Origin of the sequence: Donghicola mangrovi (genome assembly GCF_013377535.1) — a bacterium.
Taxonomy (GTDB): domain Bacteria; phylum Pseudomonadota; class Alphaproteobacteria; order Rhodobacterales; family Rhodobacteraceae; genus Donghicola; species Donghicola mangrovi.
In genome coordinates, this window is the sequence record NZ_JABCJE010000004.1 from 17,301 (window position 1) to 35,008 (window position 17,708).

17 protein-coding genes are annotated in these 17,708 nt (G+C 62.3%); 7 read left to right on the forward strand and 10 right to left on the reverse strand.

Annotation, left to right across the window (positions count from 1 at the left end; all coding sequences use genetic code 11):
- Nucleotides 1–57: 57 nt before the first annotated feature.
- From HJ536_RS10625 to HJ536_RS10645, 5 genes are all read right to left on the reverse strand, one after another.
- Complete coding sequence (locus tag HJ536_RS10625) at nucleotides 58–2,478, reverse strand: aerobic carbon-monoxide dehydrogenase large subunit (RefSeq protein WP_176853755.1); 2,421 nt, start codon at nucleotides 2,476–2,478, stop codon at nucleotides 58–60.
- A complete protein-coding gene (locus HJ536_RS10630; RefSeq protein WP_176853756.1) occupies nucleotides 2,475–2,972 on the reverse strand; it encodes a (2Fe-2S)-binding protein in 498 nt (165 codons plus the stop codon). Before HJ536_RS10630 ends, HJ536_RS10625 begins: the two co-directional genes overlap by 4 nt.
- Nucleotides 2,973–2,983: 11 nt before the next feature.
- The gene (locus HJ536_RS10635) at nucleotides 2,984–3,817 is read right to left on the reverse strand and encodes an FAD binding domain-containing protein (RefSeq protein WP_177157692.1); all 834 of its coding nucleotides are present in this window, start codon (nucleotides 3,815–3,817) and stop codon (nucleotides 2,984–2,986) included.
- A gap of 156 nt (nucleotides 3,818–3,973) precedes the next feature.
- Nucleotides 3,974–5,095, reverse strand: a complete 1,122-nt coding sequence (locus HJ536_RS10640) for an MHYT domain-containing protein (protein ID WP_177157693.1) — start codon at nucleotides 5,093–5,095, stop codon at nucleotides 3,974–3,976.
- Nucleotides 5,096–5,291: 196 nt separating this feature from the next.
- Nucleotides 5,292–5,753: a GatB/YqeY domain-containing protein gene (locus HJ536_RS10645; protein ID WP_176853759.1), complete on the reverse strand. Its 462-nt coding sequence runs from the start codon at nucleotides 5,751–5,753 to the stop codon at nucleotides 5,292–5,294.
- A gap of 174 nt (nucleotides 5,754–5,927) precedes the next feature.
- On the opposite strand from HJ536_RS10645, the gene carA reads away from it, so the two are divergent.
- On the forward strand, nucleotides 5,928–7,091 hold the full coding sequence (carA, locus tag HJ536_RS10650) for a glutamine-hydrolyzing carbamoyl-phosphate synthase small subunit (protein ID WP_176853760.1): 1,164 nt from the start codon (nucleotides 5,928–5,930) through the stop codon (nucleotides 7,089–7,091).
- A 74-nt stretch (nucleotides 7,092–7,165) separates the two neighbouring features.
- Nucleotides 7,166–8,863 (forward strand): glycosyltransferase, encoded by a 1,698-nt coding sequence (locus HJ536_RS10655; RefSeq protein WP_228028698.1) that lies wholly within the window; start codon nucleotides 7,166–7,168, stop codon nucleotides 8,861–8,863.
- Here HJ536_RS10655 and HJ536_RS10660 read toward each other — a convergent pair.
- The gene (locus HJ536_RS10660) at nucleotides 8,860–9,513 is read right to left on the reverse strand and encodes an FCD domain-containing protein (protein ID WP_176853762.1); all 654 of its coding nucleotides are present in this window, start codon (nucleotides 9,511–9,513) and stop codon (nucleotides 8,860–8,862) included. The two genes, HJ536_RS10655 and HJ536_RS10660, sit on opposite strands and share 4 nt — an antisense overlap.
- 115 nt (nucleotides 9,514–9,628) lie before the next feature.
- Here HJ536_RS10660 and HJ536_RS10665 point away from each other — a divergent pair, with 115 nt between their 5' ends.
- The 3 genes from HJ536_RS10665 (at nucleotide 9,629) to HJ536_RS10675 (ending at nucleotide 11,871) form a co-directional block, all read left to right on the forward strand.
- Nucleotides 9,629–10,273 (forward strand): pyrimidine 5'-nucleotidase, encoded by a 645-nt coding sequence (locus tag HJ536_RS10665; protein WP_177157695.1) that lies wholly within the window; start codon nucleotides 9,629–9,631, stop codon nucleotides 10,271–10,273.
- Between the two features lie 85 nt (nucleotides 10,274–10,358).
- Complete coding sequence (locus tag HJ536_RS10670; RefSeq protein ID WP_228028409.1) at nucleotides 10,359–10,610, forward strand: hypothetical protein; 252 nt, start codon at nucleotides 10,359–10,361, stop codon at nucleotides 10,608–10,610.
- A 58-nt stretch (nucleotides 10,611–10,668) separates the two neighbouring features.
- Nucleotides 10,669–11,871: a UbiH/UbiF family hydroxylase gene (locus HJ536_RS10675; RefSeq protein WP_177157696.1), complete on the forward strand. Its 1,203-nt coding sequence runs from the start codon at nucleotides 10,669–10,671 to the stop codon at nucleotides 11,869–11,871.
- Between the two features lie 18 nt (nucleotides 11,872–11,889).
- On the opposite strand, the gene HJ536_RS10680 is transcribed toward HJ536_RS10675, so the two are convergent.
- The 3 genes from HJ536_RS10680 to HJ536_RS10690 form a co-directional block, all read right to left on the reverse strand.
- The gene (locus HJ536_RS10680; protein WP_177157697.1) at nucleotides 11,890–13,014 is read right to left on the reverse strand and encodes an aminotransferase class V-fold PLP-dependent enzyme; all 1,125 of its coding nucleotides are present in this window, start codon (nucleotides 13,012–13,014) and stop codon (nucleotides 11,890–11,892) included.
- Between the two features lie 192 nt (nucleotides 13,015–13,206).
- Complete coding sequence (locus HJ536_RS10685; protein ID WP_176853766.1) at nucleotides 13,207–13,668, reverse strand: Lrp/AsnC family transcriptional regulator; 462 nt, start codon at nucleotides 13,666–13,668, stop codon at nucleotides 13,207–13,209.
- Nucleotides 13,665–14,120: an Lrp/AsnC family transcriptional regulator gene (locus HJ536_RS10690; protein ID WP_176853767.1), complete on the reverse strand. Its 456-nt coding sequence runs from the start codon at nucleotides 14,118–14,120 to the stop codon at nucleotides 13,665–13,667. Before HJ536_RS10690 ends, HJ536_RS10685 begins: the two co-directional genes overlap by 4 nt.
- Nucleotides 14,121–14,255: 135 nt before the next feature.
- On the opposite strand from HJ536_RS10690, the gene ilvC reads away from it, so the two are divergent.
- Entirely contained in the window at nucleotides 14,256–15,278 is a 1,023-nt protein-coding gene (ilvC, locus tag HJ536_RS10695; RefSeq protein WP_177157698.1) for a ketol-acid reductoisomerase, read from the forward strand.
- 112 nt (nucleotides 15,279–15,390) lie between these two features.
- Nucleotides 15,391–16,302, forward strand: coding sequence for a DMT family transporter (locus HJ536_RS10700; protein ID WP_177157699.1), 912 nt, complete (start codon nucleotides 15,391–15,393; stop codon nucleotides 16,300–16,302).
- Nucleotides 16,303–16,358: 56 nt separating this feature from the next.
- Here the strand turns inward: HJ536_RS10700 and glmM are convergent, their stop codons facing one another.
- Nucleotides 16,359–17,708: a phosphoglucosamine mutase gene (gene glmM, locus HJ536_RS10705; RefSeq protein ID WP_177157700.1), complete on the reverse strand. Its 1,350-nt coding sequence runs from the start codon at nucleotides 17,706–17,708 to the stop codon at nucleotides 16,359–16,361.

Below are 17,708 nucleotides of genomic sequence, written 5' to 3' on the forward strand. Positions count from 1 at the left end.
GCCTGAATTAGGGGGCCGCCCGCCCATCCCCATGTCCACGGGCGGCCTGTCAGGGCCTTAGCTATGCAGGCCCAGATTTTCGGCGATCCGCCAGATGCGCCACTGATCGTGGGGCATATGGCTCTGGACCAGACCAAAGGCGCGGAACGCATCGTGCACCGCATTCGAGAACGCCGGAACCGAACCCACGTTCGGGCTTTCGCCCACACCCTTGGCGCCGATCGGGTGATGCGGGCTGGGGGTGACGGTGTGGTCGGTGGTGTAGTGCGGCGTTTCCCATGCGGTCGGCACGAAGAAGTCCATCAGGGTCGCGGTCTTGTGGTTGCCCATGTCGTCATAGGCAATCTCCTGACCCATCGCGATGGCATAGCCCTCGGTTGCGCCGCCGTGCACCTGCCCTTCGATGATCATCGGGTTGATGCGGGTGCCGCAATCGTCCAGCGCATAGAAGGTCCGGACCTTGTGCTCGCCGGTGTCCACGTCGATCTCCATGACGCAGATATAGGCGCCAAAGGGATAGGTCATGTTCGGCGGGTCATAGTAGCTGACGGCCTCGAGGCCCGGCTCGACGCCGGGGATCGCCTGGTTATAGGACGCAAAGGCGATTTCCTTCATCGTCTTGAACCGTTCCGGCGCGCCCTTGACCACAAAGCGGTCGACCTCGAATTCCACGTCGTCGTCGTGAACCTCCAGCAGGTAGGCCGCGATCATCTGGGCCTTGGCGCGGATTTTACGGGCGGCCATAGCGGTGGCAGCCCCCGCAACCGGCGTCGAGCGTGAGCCATAGGTCCCCAGACCATAGGGGGCGGTGTCGGTGTCGCCCTCTTCTAGCGTGATGTCATCGGCGGGGATGCCGATTTCACTGGCGATGATCTGGGCAAAGGTCGTGGCGTGCCCCTGCCCTTGGCTGATGGTGCCCAGACGGGCGATCGCCGATCCGGTCGGGTGAATGCGGATTTCGCAGCTGTCGAACATCCCCAAGCCAAGGATATCGCAGTTCTTGACCGGCCCTGCGCCCACGATCTCGGTAAAGTGGGTCAGACCGATACCAAGGAGCTTGCGGGTTTTGCCTGCTTTGAAATCCTCGATCCGCTGGGCCTGTTCGGCGCGCAGACCGTCATAGTCCACGGCCTTCAGGGCCTTGTCCCACGCGGTGTGGTAATCGCCCGAGTCATATTCCCAGCCCAATGCCGACTGATAGGGGAACTGGTCCTTGCGGATAAAGTTGATGCGCCGCAGTTCAGCCGCGTCCATCCCCAGCTTGATCGCGAGAACCTCGATCATGCGTTCGATGAAATAGGCAGCCTCGGTCACGCGGAAGGAACAGCGATACGCCACGCCGCCCGGTGCCTTGTTGGTATAGACGCCGTCCACGGACAGGAACGCGACGGGGATGTCATAGGACCCCGTGCAGATGTTCATGAAACCGGCGGGGAACTTGGTCGGGTCCGCGCAGGCGTCAAAGCCGCCGTGATCCGCAGTGGTGTGGCACCACAGGCCGGTGATCTTGCCCTCTTTGGTGGCGCTGATCTTGCCGTGCATCCAGTAGTCACGGGCAAAGGCGGTGGACATCAGGTTGTCCATCCGGCTTTCGACCCACTTCACCGGCTTGCCTGTCACGATCGAGGCCACGATCGCGCAGATATAGCCGGGATAGACGCCGACCTTGTTGCCGAAACCGCCGCCGATATCGGGGCTGATGACGCGGATGTTGTGCTCCGCAATCCCCGAGATCAGCGAGGCCACGGTGCGCACCGCGTGCGGCGCCTGAAACGTGCCCCACAGGGTCAGCTTGCCCGTCACCTTGTCCATCGAGGCCACGGCCCCGCAGGTTTCCAACGGCATCGGGTGCGTGCGGTGGTAATAGACCATTTCGTCCGCGACCACGTCGGCCTCGGCCAGAACCTTTTCGGTGGCGTCCTTGTCGCCGACTTCCCAAGTGAAGATGTGGTTGTGATGGCGGCGGGGGCCATGGGCACCCTCGGTCTTGCCTGCCAGATCTTCGCGCAGGACGGGGGCATCGGGTTCCATCGCCTTGAAGGGATCGGTGACGACTGGCAGTTCCTCGTAGTCAACCTCGACCGCGGCGACGCCATCGGCGGCCGCATAGCGGTCCTTGGCCACCACAAAGGCCACTTCCTGCCCTTGGAACAGCACTTTGCCGTCCGCCAGAACCATCTGCTTGTCACCGGCCAGCGTGGGCATCCAGTGCAGGCCAAGCGGCTCCAGATCCTTGGCCGTGATCACCGCCAGCACGCCCGGAATGGCCAGCGCGGCCTCGGCGTTGATCGACGCCACCCGCGCATGGGCATAGGGGGAACGCACAAAGTCGCCCACCAGCATACCGTCCAGCTTGATGTCGTCCACATAGTTGCCGCGCCCCTGGGTAAAGCGCACATCCTCGACCCGCTTGCGCGAGCAGCCCATGCCTTTCAGCTTGGCGCTGCGGTCCTCGGGGGATTGAACCTCGTCTTTCATTCCGCGGCCTCCTTGACAGCGTTCAGTTGCGCCGCCGAGGCAAGGATCGCCTTGACGATATTCTGGTAGCCGGTGCAGCGGCACAGGTTCCCCGCCATGCCGAAGCGGACTTCCTCTTCGGTGGGGTTCGGGTTTTCCTGCAGCAGACGGTGCGCGCGGGTGATCATGCCCGGCGTACAGAACCCGCACTGAAGGCCGTGGTGCTCGCGGAACATCTCTTGAATGACCCCGAGCGAGCCATCGGCATTCACCAGACCTTCGACGGTTGTGATGTCCGACCCGTTGGCCTGCGCCACAAAGACGGTGCAGGATTTCACCGACTTGCCGTTCAGGTCCACGGTGCAGGCGCCGCAATGGCTGGTTTCACAGCCGATATGGGGGCCGGTGATTTTCAGGTTCTCGCGCAGAAAGTGGATCAGCAGGGTGCGCGGTTCGGCCAGCCCTTCGACCTCTTCGCCGTTGACGGTCAGTTTGACGTGCATCTTGTTGCTCATGGTGACGCTCCTCAGGACTTGCGCGACAGGGCGCTGTCGATGGCGCGGCGCAGGATCACGGCCGCAACGTGGCGTTTAAAGGGGATGGGCCCGCGCATATCCTCTTGCGGATCGATCGAGGCCAGCATCGCCGCGACACAGCCGTCGATGTCCCCGTTGGCAAGGGCTTCGCTGGCCTCGGCGGAATAAACGGGGGTGTCCGACAGGTTGGTCATGGCCACCGATGCGGTGCCGTTGCCGATCAGCACAGCGGCGGCGGCGGTGGCATAGTCCCCGATCTTTCGCTTCTGTTTGACATAGGCTTGGCCGGTCCCTGCAGCGGGCACCGGAATGGTGATGCGGGTCAGAATCTCGTCATCGCTGCGCGAGGTAAAATAGGCCGCCTGATAGAAATCCCGCGCGGGCACATCGCGGGTGCCATCGGGACCAAACAGGGTAAAGGTCGCATCCAGACACTGCATCAAGCCGGGCATATCGTTCCCCGGATCGCCGTTCGCCACGTTCCCGCCAATGGTGCCCACATAACGCACCTGCGGGTCCGCAATCTGCAGCGCCGCCTCGCGGATCACGGGGATCGCTTTGGCCAGCCCTTCGTGGGTGATCAGCTCGTGCTGGGTGACCATCGCCCCAAGGGTCACCGTGCTGGCCCCCAGTTCGATGCCCTTCAGCTCTCCGATGTCCTGAAGGTCGATCACATGGGCCAGTTCGGCCATGCGCAGCTTCATCATGGGGATCAGGCTGTGACCGCCCGCGACCACGCGCGCTTCGTCCCCGTGCTCTAGTAGAATGCCGATCGCCGACGACAGATCGGCGGGCCGATGGTACTCGAACCCTGCTGGTATCATGCTTCTCTCCTCCCTTCGGCAAAGATGCCGTTCCTCGAAGTCGGAGGTTAGAATGCGCCGCCAAGCCGCCAATCAGCGCCTAGCGAATGTCGTTGTTTTCTTCATGAAATACGGGGGCGCTGCACGAAATGCGAAAGGCGCGCACGAAATGCGCCTTCACATCCCCAAGAGTTCGCGAACCTCTTGCAGGCGCGATCGGGCGACAGGAACCATGGTCAGGGACTCGGTGTCGCGGAACAGGCAAAAGCCGGTGTCCTTTGTCCGCTGGAAGTCCGCCACGAACGCCGGATTGACCAGCCAAGATCGGTGAACGCGCAAGAACCCCAAGGGTTCCAGCCGCCGGTCGGCGTCGGAAATGGACCACGAGCAGAAGATCTTGTCGGGCCCGCGATAGACCACGGTATAGTGTCCCTCGGCGCGGATGGCGGCGATGTCCGCGGACTCCGCATACTGGGTGCGCCCCTCGCGGTCATAGGGCACGCGGACCGAGGCCACGGGCGCAGCAGTCGGCGCCTCTGGGGCGTCCACCACCAAGGGCATCTCGGGCAGCGCAATCTCTTGCTCTTGCGGCAAGGGGACAAAGAACGACACCCCGCTCAGCAAAGACACCCCGCTGATCACAAAGGACGACACCGCCACCATCATCGCCAGTGTCGCGTTGCTCAGGGCGGGTCCCGTGGTCACGGACACATCATCCAGATAGAAATCCGTCCCCAGCATTGCGATGAAATGCATCGACACGACGGCGACCGCAAAACACAGGGTCCCCAGCAGGATGTTCCCCCGCGTCCGCGCGCCATACCCCACCCAGATCGCCAGATTGGACAACAAGAGCGAGGCCACCAGCGCCACCACCACGCCCATCGGGCGGAACACCGGTCCGCAAATCTCCATCCCGGACATGCCGACATAATGCATGGCGGCGATCCCCGCCCCCATGATCACCCCCGCGATGGTCATGGTCACTGGCGTGCGGCGCGGGAAATGCAGCACCAGCAGCGCCAATCCCACCATCAGGATCGCCACCAGCACCGACACCAGCGTCGTCAGCCCGTCATAGTAAAACGCCACCGGCAGCTGCAGCCCCAGCATCGCCACAAAGTGCATGGACCAGATGCCGCCCCCCAGCACAAAGGCCGCCACCGCCACCAGAAACTTCCTGCGGCCCACATCCAATCTGGATGCCCCCCGCAACAAGGACATGCCGCTGAAGCCTGCAAATAGCGCAATCGCGAACGCCGCCGCGACCATCCATAGATCGTGAGTGAATGCTAGCAATCGGTTTTCCTCGCTCCCCGAAGGGAACACTAGCACAGAACCCAACTCCCGCAACGGGCCCGCAAACCCGCTGACACAAAACGCAAAAATCCGCGAATCCCTCGGGGGGTTCACGGGCGCTCTAACTTCATCTTGGGAAAAATACCCTCTCGCCGGAGGCGCTGAGGGATTTGCCGCGCAAATCCCTCAAACCGGATCAGGCCGACAGACGGGCCTTCACAGCGGGACCAGCCAGACCGAAGTCCATCTGACCCATGTATTTCTCTTTGAGCAGGCCCATGACCTTGCCCATGTCGCGGATCGAGGTGGCCGCGCTCTCGACAATGGCAGCGTCGATGGCAGCACTGGTTTCTTCCTCGTCCAGCTGACGGGGCAGAAATTCTTCGATGATCGCGATTTCGGCCTCTTCGGCCTGAGCCAGATCCAGACGCCCGCCTTCTTCGTAGGTCTTGGCGCTTTCCTGACGCTGTTTCACCATCTTGGCCAGAATCGCCTGTACTTCGCCTTCGGACAGCTCGGTTTCCTCGCCATCGACACGCAGTGCGATTTCACGGTCCTTGATTGCGGCATTGATCAGTCGCAGCGTCGACAGGCGCGCTGCATCTTTTGCCTTCATGGCTTCCTTGAGGGCGGAGCCAATCCGATTTCGCAATTCCATTAGATACATCCCATCCCAGGGTTCTGCACAAGTGCATGCCTATACTTGCCGCACCGCGAAATGTCTACACTGTCTGTTAGCGCTGTGCATAGCGCCCAAATTGACGCCATTGTGCTTGACCCTACCTTCCTGCGGGCCTATGTCTCGCCCGATTTGTCCCCAAGGAGAGAGCCGATGCCCAGCAGCGCACATGCCCCTGCCCGCCCGACCGCCTGTCTGGCCCTTGCAGACGGGACCATTTTCTATGGCAAAGGCTTCGGCGCGACCGGAGTGACCGAAGCAGAACTGTGCTTCAACACTGCCATGACCGGTTATCAGGAAATCATGACTGACCCCTCCTATGCGGGCCAGATCGTGACCTTTACCTTCCCCCATATCGGGAACACCGGCGCCACCCCCGAGGACGACGAAACCGGTGATCCGGTTGCCGCGGGTATGGTTGTAAAATGGGACCCGACCGAACCCAGCAACTGGCGTTCCGTTGAAACCCTGACCGAGTGGCTGTCCAAGCGTGGTCGCATCGCGATCGGTGGCATCGACACCCGTCGCCTGACCCGCGCGATCCGCCAGCAAGGCGCGCCCCACGTTGCTCTGGCCCACGATCCCGAAGGCAACTTCGACATTGAAGCTCTGGTCGCCAAAGCTCGTGCGTTCAAAGGCCTCGTTGGCCTTGATCTGGCCAAAGACGTGACCTGCGCGCAGTCCTACCGCTGGGACGAGATGCGTTGGGCATGGCCCGAAGGCTACGCCAAGCAAGAGGCCCCCAAGCACAAGGTTGTCGCGGTCGATTTCGGCGCCAAGCGCAACATCCTGCGCTGCCTTGCCTCCGCTGGCTGTGACGTGACCGTCCTGCCCGCCACCGCAACCGGCGAAGAAATCCTGGCTCACAACCCCGATGGCGTCTTCCTGTCGAACGGCCCCGGCGATCCGGCAGCAACCGGCGAATACGCCGTGCCCGCGATTAAAAAGGTGCTCGAGGCTGACCTGCCCGTCTTTGGTATCTGCCTAGGCCACCAGATGCTGGCTCTGGCCCTTGGTGCCAAGACCATCAAGATGAACCACGGCCACCACGGCGCGAACCACCCCGTCAAAGAGGTCAAGACCGGCAAGGTCGAGATCACTTCGATGAACCACGGCTTCACCGTTGACACCCAGACCCTGCCCGAGGGCGTGGTCGAAAGCCACGTGTCGCTGTTCGACGGCTCGAACTGCGGTATCGAGATGGTCGGTCGCCCTGTTTTCAGCGTTCAGCACCACCCCGAAGCCAGCCCCGGCCCGCAGGACAGCTTCTACCTGTTCGAGCGTTTCGCCGAAGCCATGGACGCGCGTAAGGCCTGAAAATTAAGGCCCCATTAACGCGAAATTAAGAAAATCAGAGGATGCTCTTCTCACTTGGTGAGGAGAGCATTTTCATGTTCGGCAACGGGCACAAGGCGACAGTCGATACGGCACCGCCTGCGGGCGGGTTAAACGGGCCCACCGGCCCTGCCCTGACCAGCGACGCCCCGTTAACCATAGATCCCGATCGGACGGACTGGCTTTTGCCGCAGGACTGGGTGCGTTTCGGCGCGGTTCCGGTTCAGGGCGGGCTGATCGCCCTGTCCGACCCCGAAATGATCACCCGTCTCGCCGTTGCCCTGACGGGCAAGCGTGGTTGGCGCGCCATTCTGGCCGTCCCCACCGCGATCGAAGCCCTGCATCACCAGCACTTTGGCGCCGCTCTGGCACGGCGCGCCGAAACCCGCGTGCCCCTGTGGCTCAGTTCCCGCGGGTTTGGACAGCGCATTTCCCGCGACCGTCTGCAAATGCCATTGCTGACGCTGTCGGGGATCATGTTCTCGGTCGCAGCCCCGTCCAAGGCTGCCGTTGCCCTGACCGCTTGGTGCATTTTCACCTTGCTCTGCGTGACCTTGCTGAAGCTGTCCTGCGTCACCGCCTCATTGATTTCACGCCGGAAAACCGTCCAGCCCACGCCCTTGGCCGAGGACGAGCTGCCGATCCTGTCGATCATGGTCCCCCTTCACCGCGAGGCGCAGATCGCCGAACGTCTGGTCCGGCGGATGACGCGCCTCGATTACCCCGCAGACAAGCGCGACATTCTGTTTGTGACCGAAGAAAACGACACCAAAACCCGAGAGGCGTTGGACCGCGCCCAGCCCCTGCCCGAGGGGTTCCGGATTATCGTCGTCCCCGATGGCCACCCGAAAACCAAACCCCGCGCCTTGAACTATGCGCTGGATTTCTGTCGGGGCAGCATCGTCGGGGTCTACGACGCCGAGGACGCCCCCGAAGCCGACCAGCTGCGCAAGGTCGCCGCCGCCTTTGCCGCTGCCCCGCCCGAAGTGGTCTGCCTGCAAGGACGGCTTGATTACTACAACCCCCGCGACAACTGGCTATCCCGTTGTTTTACAACAGAATACGCCGCTTGGTTCCGTCTGATCCTGCCCGGCCTGTCGGCCCTACGATTGGCGGTCCCCTTGGGGGGTACAACCCTGTTCGTCCGCCGCCACGCGCTAGAGGAATTGGGCGCGTGGGACGCCCACAACGTGACCGAGGATGCCGATCTGGGTATCCGTCTGGCCCGCCGCGGTTGGCGCACCGAACTGATCCCCACCACCACGATGGAAGAGGCCAACTGCCGCACGTGGCCGTGGATCAAGCAGCGTTCCCGCTGGATCAAGGGCTACATGGTCACCTATCTGGTCCACATGCGGAACCCGTTCCGGCTGGTGCGCGAATTGGGCCTCTGGCAGTTCATCGGATTTCAGGTGTTCTTCGTCGCCTCGATCAGCCAGTTCCTACTGGCCCCCCTGATCTGGAGCTTCTGGCTCTTGCCCTTTGGGGTGAACCATCCGGTGATCGGCATTTTGGGGCACGAAGGGACCATTGCCCTGATCGTCCTGTTCCTAACCTGCGAGGTTGTGAACCTGCTGACCAGTTTTGTCGCGCTGACGGGGCAGCATTTGCGGCATCTGGTGCCTTGGGCGATCTTTATGCCGCTCTATTTCCCGCTCGCGACGCCTGCCGCGTTCAAGGCGGCCTACGAGCTGGCCTTGCGCCCGTTCTACTGGGACAAGACCGCTCATGGCATATCCGGGTCCGAGGATTAGGCTTTCTTCTCGGCCGCTGCCGCGTCAGCCTTCAGACGGGTGACAAACGCCTTGGAAATATGGGACTTTAGCGCCGCATAGGCCGCGTCCCCATCCCCTGCGGCAATCGCGTCCACGATCTGGTCATGCTCTTTGATCGCGGTTTCCGAACGCCCCTCGGCGGCCAGCGACGTGGTCGCCATCAGGGCCATGGTCCGGTAGACCAGATCAAGCTGCTGGAACAGATAGCGGTTGTGCGAGGCCAGATGCACCTGACGGTGGAACCGGCGGTTCGCACGGGACAAGGCCGCAGGATTACCGATCAGGGCGCGGTCAGCCTCGACCATATCGCGCAGGACGTTGATTTCCTCTTCGGTGGCGTGACGGGCGGCCAGACGGGCGGCCAAGGCCTCCAGCTCCGACCGAACCACATATAGTTCGGCCAACTGGTTGTGATCCAGTGAGGCCACGATCATCGAACGCCCGTCGCGGGTCAGCAGGGACTGGGTCTCAAGACGCTGCAACGCCTCGCGGATGGGGGTGCGGGACACGCCGAACCGTTCGGCCAGTTCGCTTTCCACCAGACGATCGCCGGGCCGGTAAATGCCCGTGTCGATGGCATCCAGAATCAGCGTATAGGCGTCCTTGTTCTGGGTCTTGTCCTCAGGCACGTGCAGCCTCCCTTACAGGTCTTTGCGCCACGTTAAGCTGGCACTCTATCGGGGATCAACCCGTTGTGTTCTAGTGCTTATGGGCAAAGTGCCCCAGTTGGGCTAGGACAAAACCATGCCACGTCAGAATTTCAGTCATATCGATACGTGGGTGTTCGATCTGGACAACACCCTGTACCCGCCCCGCTTTCGCCTGTTCGACCAGATCGAGAAGCGGATGGTCGATTGGGTCATGGGGACGCTTGGCGTATCCAAGGCCGAAGCCGACCGCCTGCGCAGCACCTATTGGGCGCTGCACGGGACCACGCTGGCCGGCCTAATGGCCGAACATAATATCGAGCCGGACCCCTTTCTGGAGCATGTGCACGACATCGACTTTACGGTGCTGGAACCGGACGCCGCGCTGGCCGGTCACATCCGCGACCTGCCCGGCCGCAAGATCGTTTATACCAACGGCTCTGCCCCCTATGCCGAACAAGTGCTACAGGCGCGCGGGCTGTCAGGCCTGTTCGACGCTGTCTACGGGATCGAGCACGCCAATTACCGTCCGAAACCCGAAGCTGCGGCCTTTGACGCGGTGTTCAAACGGGACAACCTGCGCCCCGAAACCGCTGCCATGTTCGAGGATGACCAGCGCAATCTGGCCGTTCCCCATGCCATCGGGATGCGCACCATCCATGTGGCCCCCGAGGCCCATACCGCCGACCACATCCACCACCACACCGTTGATCTGACAGACTTTTTGTCGCAGATCAAATAGCCGCACTGCGTCAAAGATGCCCATCGCGCATCTCTTTTGGAAAACCTAACTAGGGGCCGAACCATTAACCGAAGGACCCCTCCTTATGACTGATATCACCAGCACCCCCTCGCAGCCCGGCTCTGTCATGCGCTTGATTCTGTCGGTTCCGGTGATCGGCTGGATCGCCAAGGACCTGCTGCACGGGGACAAGGACAACATCTGGTACCTGCTGGTCGCGATCCTCAGCCTGTGGGCGGCGGCTGTGATGACCTGGGGCGTGCCCGCGCTGTACCTGCCCGCGGTCTGCTTTGTGCCCGTGATGTTCGTGATCCTGCTCTTCATCACGCGCGGATAAACTGTCGCTTGGACCTTCGGGCGGAAACGCCCTATGTCATGGGCCAAGGAGAGATCCCATGACGACATTCCAAAGCTATGACATCATCGTATCCGGAGGCGGCGTTGCCGGCCTGAGCGCCGCGGCGGCCTTCGGATCAGCGGGCTTCACCGTTCTATGCGTGGACCCTCAGCCCCCCGTCACTGAACGCGATGCCGAAGGGTCCGACCTGCGGACCACGGCGATCCTGCAACCCGGCCGCCTGCTGCTAGAGGAAGCCGGTCTGTGGGCGCGTCTGGATGCCGAAGCGATGCCCTTGGACATCATGCGGATCATCGACGCGGGCGGCGAAGTGGCCGAGCCCCGCGTGACCAAGGATTTCGTCGCCTCCGAGATTTCCGATCAGCCCTTCGGGTGGAACCTGCCCAACTGGCTCTTGCGCCGCGAACTGGTCGCGCATTTGCAGGGGATGGAAACCGTGACCTTCCGCCCAGGCGTCGGCACCGCTGGCGTTCTGGCCCGCACCGACCACGCCCGCGTGCGCCTGAGCGATGGCACCGTGGCCCAGTGCCGCCTGCTGGTCGCTGCCGATGGCCGCAACTCGCCCGTGCGCAAGGCCCTGAATATCCCCGTTAAAACCCGCACCTACGGGCAAAAGGCGCTGGCCTTTGCGGTCACACACCCCCTGCCGCACGAGAATGTCTCGACCGAGATTCACCGCACCGGCGGGCCGTTCACCTTGGTGCCCCTGCCCGACTATCAGGGTCGTCCCAGCTCTGCGGTTGTTTGGATGGAAGATGGCCCCGAGGCGATGCGCCTGATGGCCCTGCCCGAAGCCGAGTTCGAAGCGGCGATGAACGAACGGTCCTGTCAGATTCTTGGCCCGCTGACGCTGGCCTCGCGCCGGACCGTGTGGCCGATCATCAGCCAGTGGGTCGATACCATGTACGGCGCTCGCACCGCGCTGGTGGCCGAGGCCGCCCACGTCGTGCCCCCCATCGGCGCCCAAGGTCTGAACATGTCGCTGGCCGATCAGCGCTGCCTGCTGGATTTGGCCAAGGCCGACCCCGCCAACATCGGCGCACCCGAGATGCTGCAACGCTATCACCGCCGCCGCCACCCAGAGGTGCTGGCCCGCGTCACCGGCATCGATCTGCTAAACCGCACATCGCAGTTGTCGGCCCAGCCCCTGCGCGACCTGCGCGCGGCGGGACTGAACGCGCTCTATTCTCTGGCGCCCGTGCGTAAGACGCTGATGCAATTGGGGCTCGGCATGCGCTAAGCCCCCAGCGCGGCGCCTTTACAGCGCCGCGTCCAGTGCCCGTGTCAGACGCGCAATCGTCGCGGGCACATCATACAGCTTGTCCAGACCGAACAGCCCCAGACGGAAGGTCGAGAACCCCTGCGGCTCGTCACACTGCAGCGGCACACCTGCCGCAATCTGGGTACCATTGGCGGCAAATGCCCGGCCCGACTGGACCTCGGGGTTGTCCGTATAGCTGACCACCACACCCGGCGCGCCAAAGCCCTCTGCCGCGACGGATTTGATCCCCCGCTTGGCCAGCAACTCGCGCACACCATTCCCCAGCGCCCACTGCGCCTCGCGCAGACGCTCGAAGCCATAGGCTCGGGTTTCGGCCATGGTATCCCGGAACGCCCGCAGCGAATCCGTCGGCATCGTCGCGTGATAGGCATGGCCACCGTTTTCGTAGGCCTGCATGATCTGGAACCACTTCTTCAGGTCCACGGCAAAGCTGTCGGACTGGGTCGCCTCAAGCCGCTTGATCGCCCGCTCTCCCAGCATGACCAGACCGGCAGACGGGGTCGAGGACCACCCCTTTTGCGGGGCCGAGATCAGCACATCTACACCGGTGGCCTTCATATCCACCCAGATGCAGCCACTGGCGATGCAGTCCAGCACCATCAGGGCACCAACCTCATGGGCGGCCTCCGCCAGAGCGGTGATATAGCTGTCCGGCAGGATCACCCCTGCCGAAGTTTCCACATGGGGCGCAAACACCACATCAGGCTTTTCCTCACGGATTTTAGCGACCACCTCGTCGATCGGCGCGGGGGCAAAGGGCGCGGTGGGCTCGTTCCCCTGCTGGCGGGCCTTCATCACCGTGGTCTCGGCGGCCAAAGCGCCCGCATCAATGATCTGGCTCCAACGGAACGAGAACCATCCGTTGCGCACCACCAGAACCTTGGCGCCCTTGGCGAACTGTCGGGCCACAGCCTCCATCCCGTAGGTGCCGCCACCGGGCACGATCGCCACGCCATCGGCCTTGTAAGCCTCTTTGAGCAAGGACGAAATGTCCCGCATAACCGCCTGAAAGGTCGCTGACATATGGTTCAGGGACCGGTCGGTGAACACCACCGAGAATTCGTCCAGACCGGTCGGATCAACGTTATCAAGCAAAGCCACGGCTCTCTCCTTCTACTTCCATTGCCCAAAGGAGTAACCAGCCCCACGCCCTGTGGCGAGGAATACTTTGGCATGCAGTTCGGCCCTTGCCGGAATGCAAGGCGTGTGGCGGCCCACAGGACAATGGGTATTTGGGCCAAGATGAAGACCAACCTGCGCCTTCTTCTTTGCCCAAATACTCAAAATTCAGGTCTATCCCCCAAGCGGCCCCGGCAGTCGTTCCTCGCTCAGCAGGACGTTGGCTTCGACATCACCGACCCCGGGCAAGGCCATGATCCGCCTACGAAGAACACGCTCGAAGTCACTGATATCACGGGCAACAATGCGCAAACGGTAGTCGTAGACGCCCAAAATATGCTCGACAGTTTGGACTTCGGGGATGGCGGTTACGGCGCGCTCGAAATCCTCTAGGCTGACGCGGCCTTTGGTGGCCAACTTGACGCCGAGAAAGACGGTCACGCCAAAGCCCAGCGCCTCGTGGTCCAGCACGAGGCGGCGGTGAGAGAACGCCCCTTCGGTCCAGAGGCGCTTGATGCGGCGCCATGCCGCCGGTTGGGACAGGCCGAACCGGCGCCCCAAGGCCCCTGCGCTGAGGGTCGCGTCCTGGGACAGGGCGTGCAGGATTTTGAAGTCCAGCTCATCAAGGTCGATCATATGGGCAGGGTCCCTTTGCTCTGGATGCGGGCGACGTGCATCAGGGCTTCGATGTCCACGATATGCGGCAGGGTCAGGATACGGTCGCGGTAGAGCTGCTGGTAATGGGGCATGTCCCGCGCGATCAACGACAGGCGCAGGTCCACGCGGCCAAGGAAACTCTGGATTTCCAGCACCTCGGGGACGTGCCGGGCAGCGGCGCTGAATTCGTCAAAGGCAAGCGGCACGGTTTTGTCCAGAACGATGCGCAAGGACACCTCGACCTCATAGCCCAAGGCGCGCCAGTCGATCACGGCCTCGACGCCCTTGATGACCCCTGTGCTGCGCATTTTTTCAAGCCTGCGCCAGCAGGCACCGGTGCTGACCCCCGCTCTTTCTGCAAGGTCCGCCGTCGAAATGGACGGGTCTGCCTGAAAAAGGCGCAAAATGCGTCTGTCCGTGTCATCAAGCATGAATTACTCGCTTATCCCGAAATATGACGAATAGTTTTTTCACCATATCGCAAAATTAGCGCGAAATTAAAAGCGCATTCACAAATCTTTCATGCGATAAGGTCGCCAACGAACACCTTAGCGAGGAGAATTCCGATGCGCGTTTACTACGACCGCGATTGCGACGTTAACCTGATCAAAGAAAAGAAAGTGGCGATTCTGGGCTACGGCAGCCAGGGCCACGCACACGCGCTGAACCTGCGCGACTCGGGCGCCAAGAACGTTGCTATCGCTCTGCGCGAAGGCTCGCCCTCGGCCAAGAAATGTGAAGCCGAAGGCCTGCAGGTCATGGGTATCGCCGAAGCGGCAGCATGGTGCGATGTCATCATGTTCACCATGCCCGACGAACTTCAGGCAGAGACCTACAAGAAATACGTGAAAGACAACCTGAAGCCCGGCGCAGCGATCGCATTCGCTCACGGTCTGAACGTGCACTTCGGCCTGATCGAAGCGCCCGAAGGCGTTGACGTCATCATGATGGCACCCAAGGGCCCCGGCCACACCGTGCGCGGCGAATACACCAAAGGCGGCGGCGTGCCCTGCCTCGTTGCTGTACACCAGGACGCAACCGGCAAAGCGCTGGAAATCGGTCTGTCGTACTGCTCGGCCATCGGTGGCGGCCGCTCGGGCATCATCGAAACCAACTTCCGCGAAGAGTGCGAAACCGACCTGTTCGGCGAGCAGGCTGTTCTGTGCGGCGGTCTGGTTGAGCTGATCCGTTGCGGCTTCGAGACCCTGGTCGAAGCTGGCTACGCGCCCGAAATGGCGTACTTTGAGTGTCTGCACGAAGTGAAGCTGATCGTCGACCTGATCTACGAAGGCGGCATCGCGAACATGGACTACTCGATCTCGAACACCGCAGAGTACGGCCAGTATGTCACCGGCCCGCGCATCCTGCCCTACGAGCAGACCAAAGCGGCGATGAAAGCTGTTCTGACCGACATTCAGCAGGGCAAGTTCGTTCGCGACTTCATGCTGGAAAACGCTGTTGGCCAGCCCACCCTGAAAGCATCGCGCCGTGCAAACGACGAGCACCTGATCGAAGCGACCGGTGCGAAACTGCGCGAAATGATGCCCTGGATCTCGGCCGGCAAGATGGTCGACAAGTCGAAGAACTAATTCGGCAACGGCGGTTTTTCCGCTGGCCGGTGGCCGTTGACAAGGCGGCCACCACCTCATCTAAAGGCTCCGATCCGCGTGGTCGGAGCCTTTTTCATTTGCAGGTCGCGAAATGCCCGAAGTCACCCTGAAAAGCTGGATCATGGTGCTGACCCTTGGTTGCGTCTGGGGGGCCAGTTTTCTGGGGATCGAAGTCGCGCTGCGCGGGATCACCCCGTTCTGGCTGGCCGAGGCGCGGCTGTTCTTTGCGGCGCTTTTGCTGACCGGCGTGTGGTGGGCCCTTGGCGGGCGGATCAATGCAGCCGATGACGGGCGGAACCGCTGGCCCTATCTGGTGGTGGTGGGGCTGTTCAGTTCGGTCGTGCCGTTTTTCCTGCTAAGCTGGGGTCAGACCCATGTGACCTCTGCCACCGCGGGCGTGTCCATGGCGGGCGTGCCGCTGCTGGTCATGCCGTTGGCGCATTTCTTTTCCGTGGGCGAGCGCGTGACCCCGATGAAGCTGCTGGGCCTTGTGATCGGGTTCTGCGGGGTACTCGTGCTGCTGGGGGACGGGCTGATGCAAAGCAGCGGCTCGGCGATGGAGGGTTGGGGACGTCTGGCCTGTCTGTCCGCCGCCGGGTGCTATGCGATCAGTTCGGTCACTACGCGCAACTGCCCGCCTATTGATCCCTATGCGATGTCGGCGGTGGTGATGATCATCGCGGCCGGAGTGGGCCTGCCGATGGCGTGGGCTGTCGAGGGGCCGCCGCCCCTACCCGACCATCAGACCATCGCGGTTCTGTGCGGCTTGGGTCTGGTGCAGACGGCCGGTGCAAACCTGCTGCGCATTCTGGTGATCCGGAGCGCTGGCTCGACCTTCATGTCCCTGACCAACTATCAGGTGCCGTTCTGGTCGATGATCTTTGGCGCTGTCGTGCTGGGAGAGGCGCTGCCTGCAGGGCTGCTTGTTGCCTTGGGGCTGATCCTGACCGGCATGGCCCTGAGCCAGTGGAGCCATTTGAAGCGGCTGTTTGGCCAAGCATAAACGGCACGCGTTGGGGACCGGCGCGCCGTTTGAGTATTTTTTGGCAAAAAGAAGTCTTAGGCGCGGCTGGCGGTTTCGACCTCGGCCACGATGGAATCGACGACTTTTTCCAAGAGGATCGGGTCTTCGCATTCGGCCATGACACGGATCAACGGCTCGGTGCCCGATTTGCGGATCAGAAGGCGGCCTTGGCCCTTGAGGTCCGATTCGGCGGCGGCGATCGCCTGTTGAACAGCCAGCGTTTCCAGCGGGGTCTGGCCTGCGCTGTAGCGGACGTTTTTCAGGAGTTGCGGCACCGCTTCGAAGCTGGTGGCAAGCTCGCTGGCCTTTTTGCCGGTCAGGACCATTTCCGCGAGGAACTGGAGCCCCGCCAACAGGCCGTCGCCGGTGGTGGCGTAGTCGGTCATCACGATGTGGCCCGACTGTTCGCCGCCAAGGTTGAAGCCGTTTTTGCGCATTTCCTCGACCACGTAGCGGTCGCCGACTTTGGTGCGCTTCAGGTCCACGCCGCGGGCGGCGAGGAACCGTTCGAGCCCAAGGTTCGACATGACGGTCGCGACAAGGGCGTTGCCCTTGAGGCGCTGCTCTTCGGCCCAGCGGGCGGCGATCAGCGCCATGAGCTGGTCACCGTCAGCGATCTGACCCTTTTCGTCGATGATCATGATGCGGTCAGCGTCACCGTCCAGACAGATGCCAATATCGGCACCGTGTTCCAGCACCGCTTTGGCGGCGGTTTCGGGGTGGGTCGAGCCGCAGTTCAGGTTGATGTTCTTACCATCGGGGTTCGTGCCGATCTTGATCACGTCGGCGCCGAGTTCCCACAGGGCTTCGGGCGCGGCGCGATAGGCAGCACCATTCGCGCAGTCGATCACGACCTTCAGGCCATCAAGGCGCTTGCCATGGGGGAAGGTGGATTTGAGGCGCTCGATATAGCGGAAGCGGCCGTCGTCGATGCGAGTGGCGCGGCCGATGTTCTCAGCCTTGGCGGGCTGGATGTCGCCCATCACCATGGCTTCGATTTCTGCCTCGGCCTCGTCCGACAGCTTGAACCCGTCAGGTCCAAAGAACTTGATGCCGTTGTCGTGGTGCGGGTTGTGGCTGGCCGAGATCATAACGCCCACATCCGCCCGCATGGAGGTGGTCAACAGACCCACGGCGGGGGTCGGAACCGGACCCAGCAGCAGCACGTTCATCCCAGTCGAGGTAAAGCCCGCGGTCAGCGCGTTTTCGAACATATAGCCCGAGAGGCGGGTGTCCTTGCCGATCACCACGCGGTGGGCGGTGCCTGCGTCGCGGCGGAAGTACCGGCCAGCCGCTGCACCAATACGCAGCGCCATATCTGCGGTCATGGGATAGATGTTCGCCTTGCCGCGAACGCCATCGGTTCCAAAAAGCTGTCTGACCAT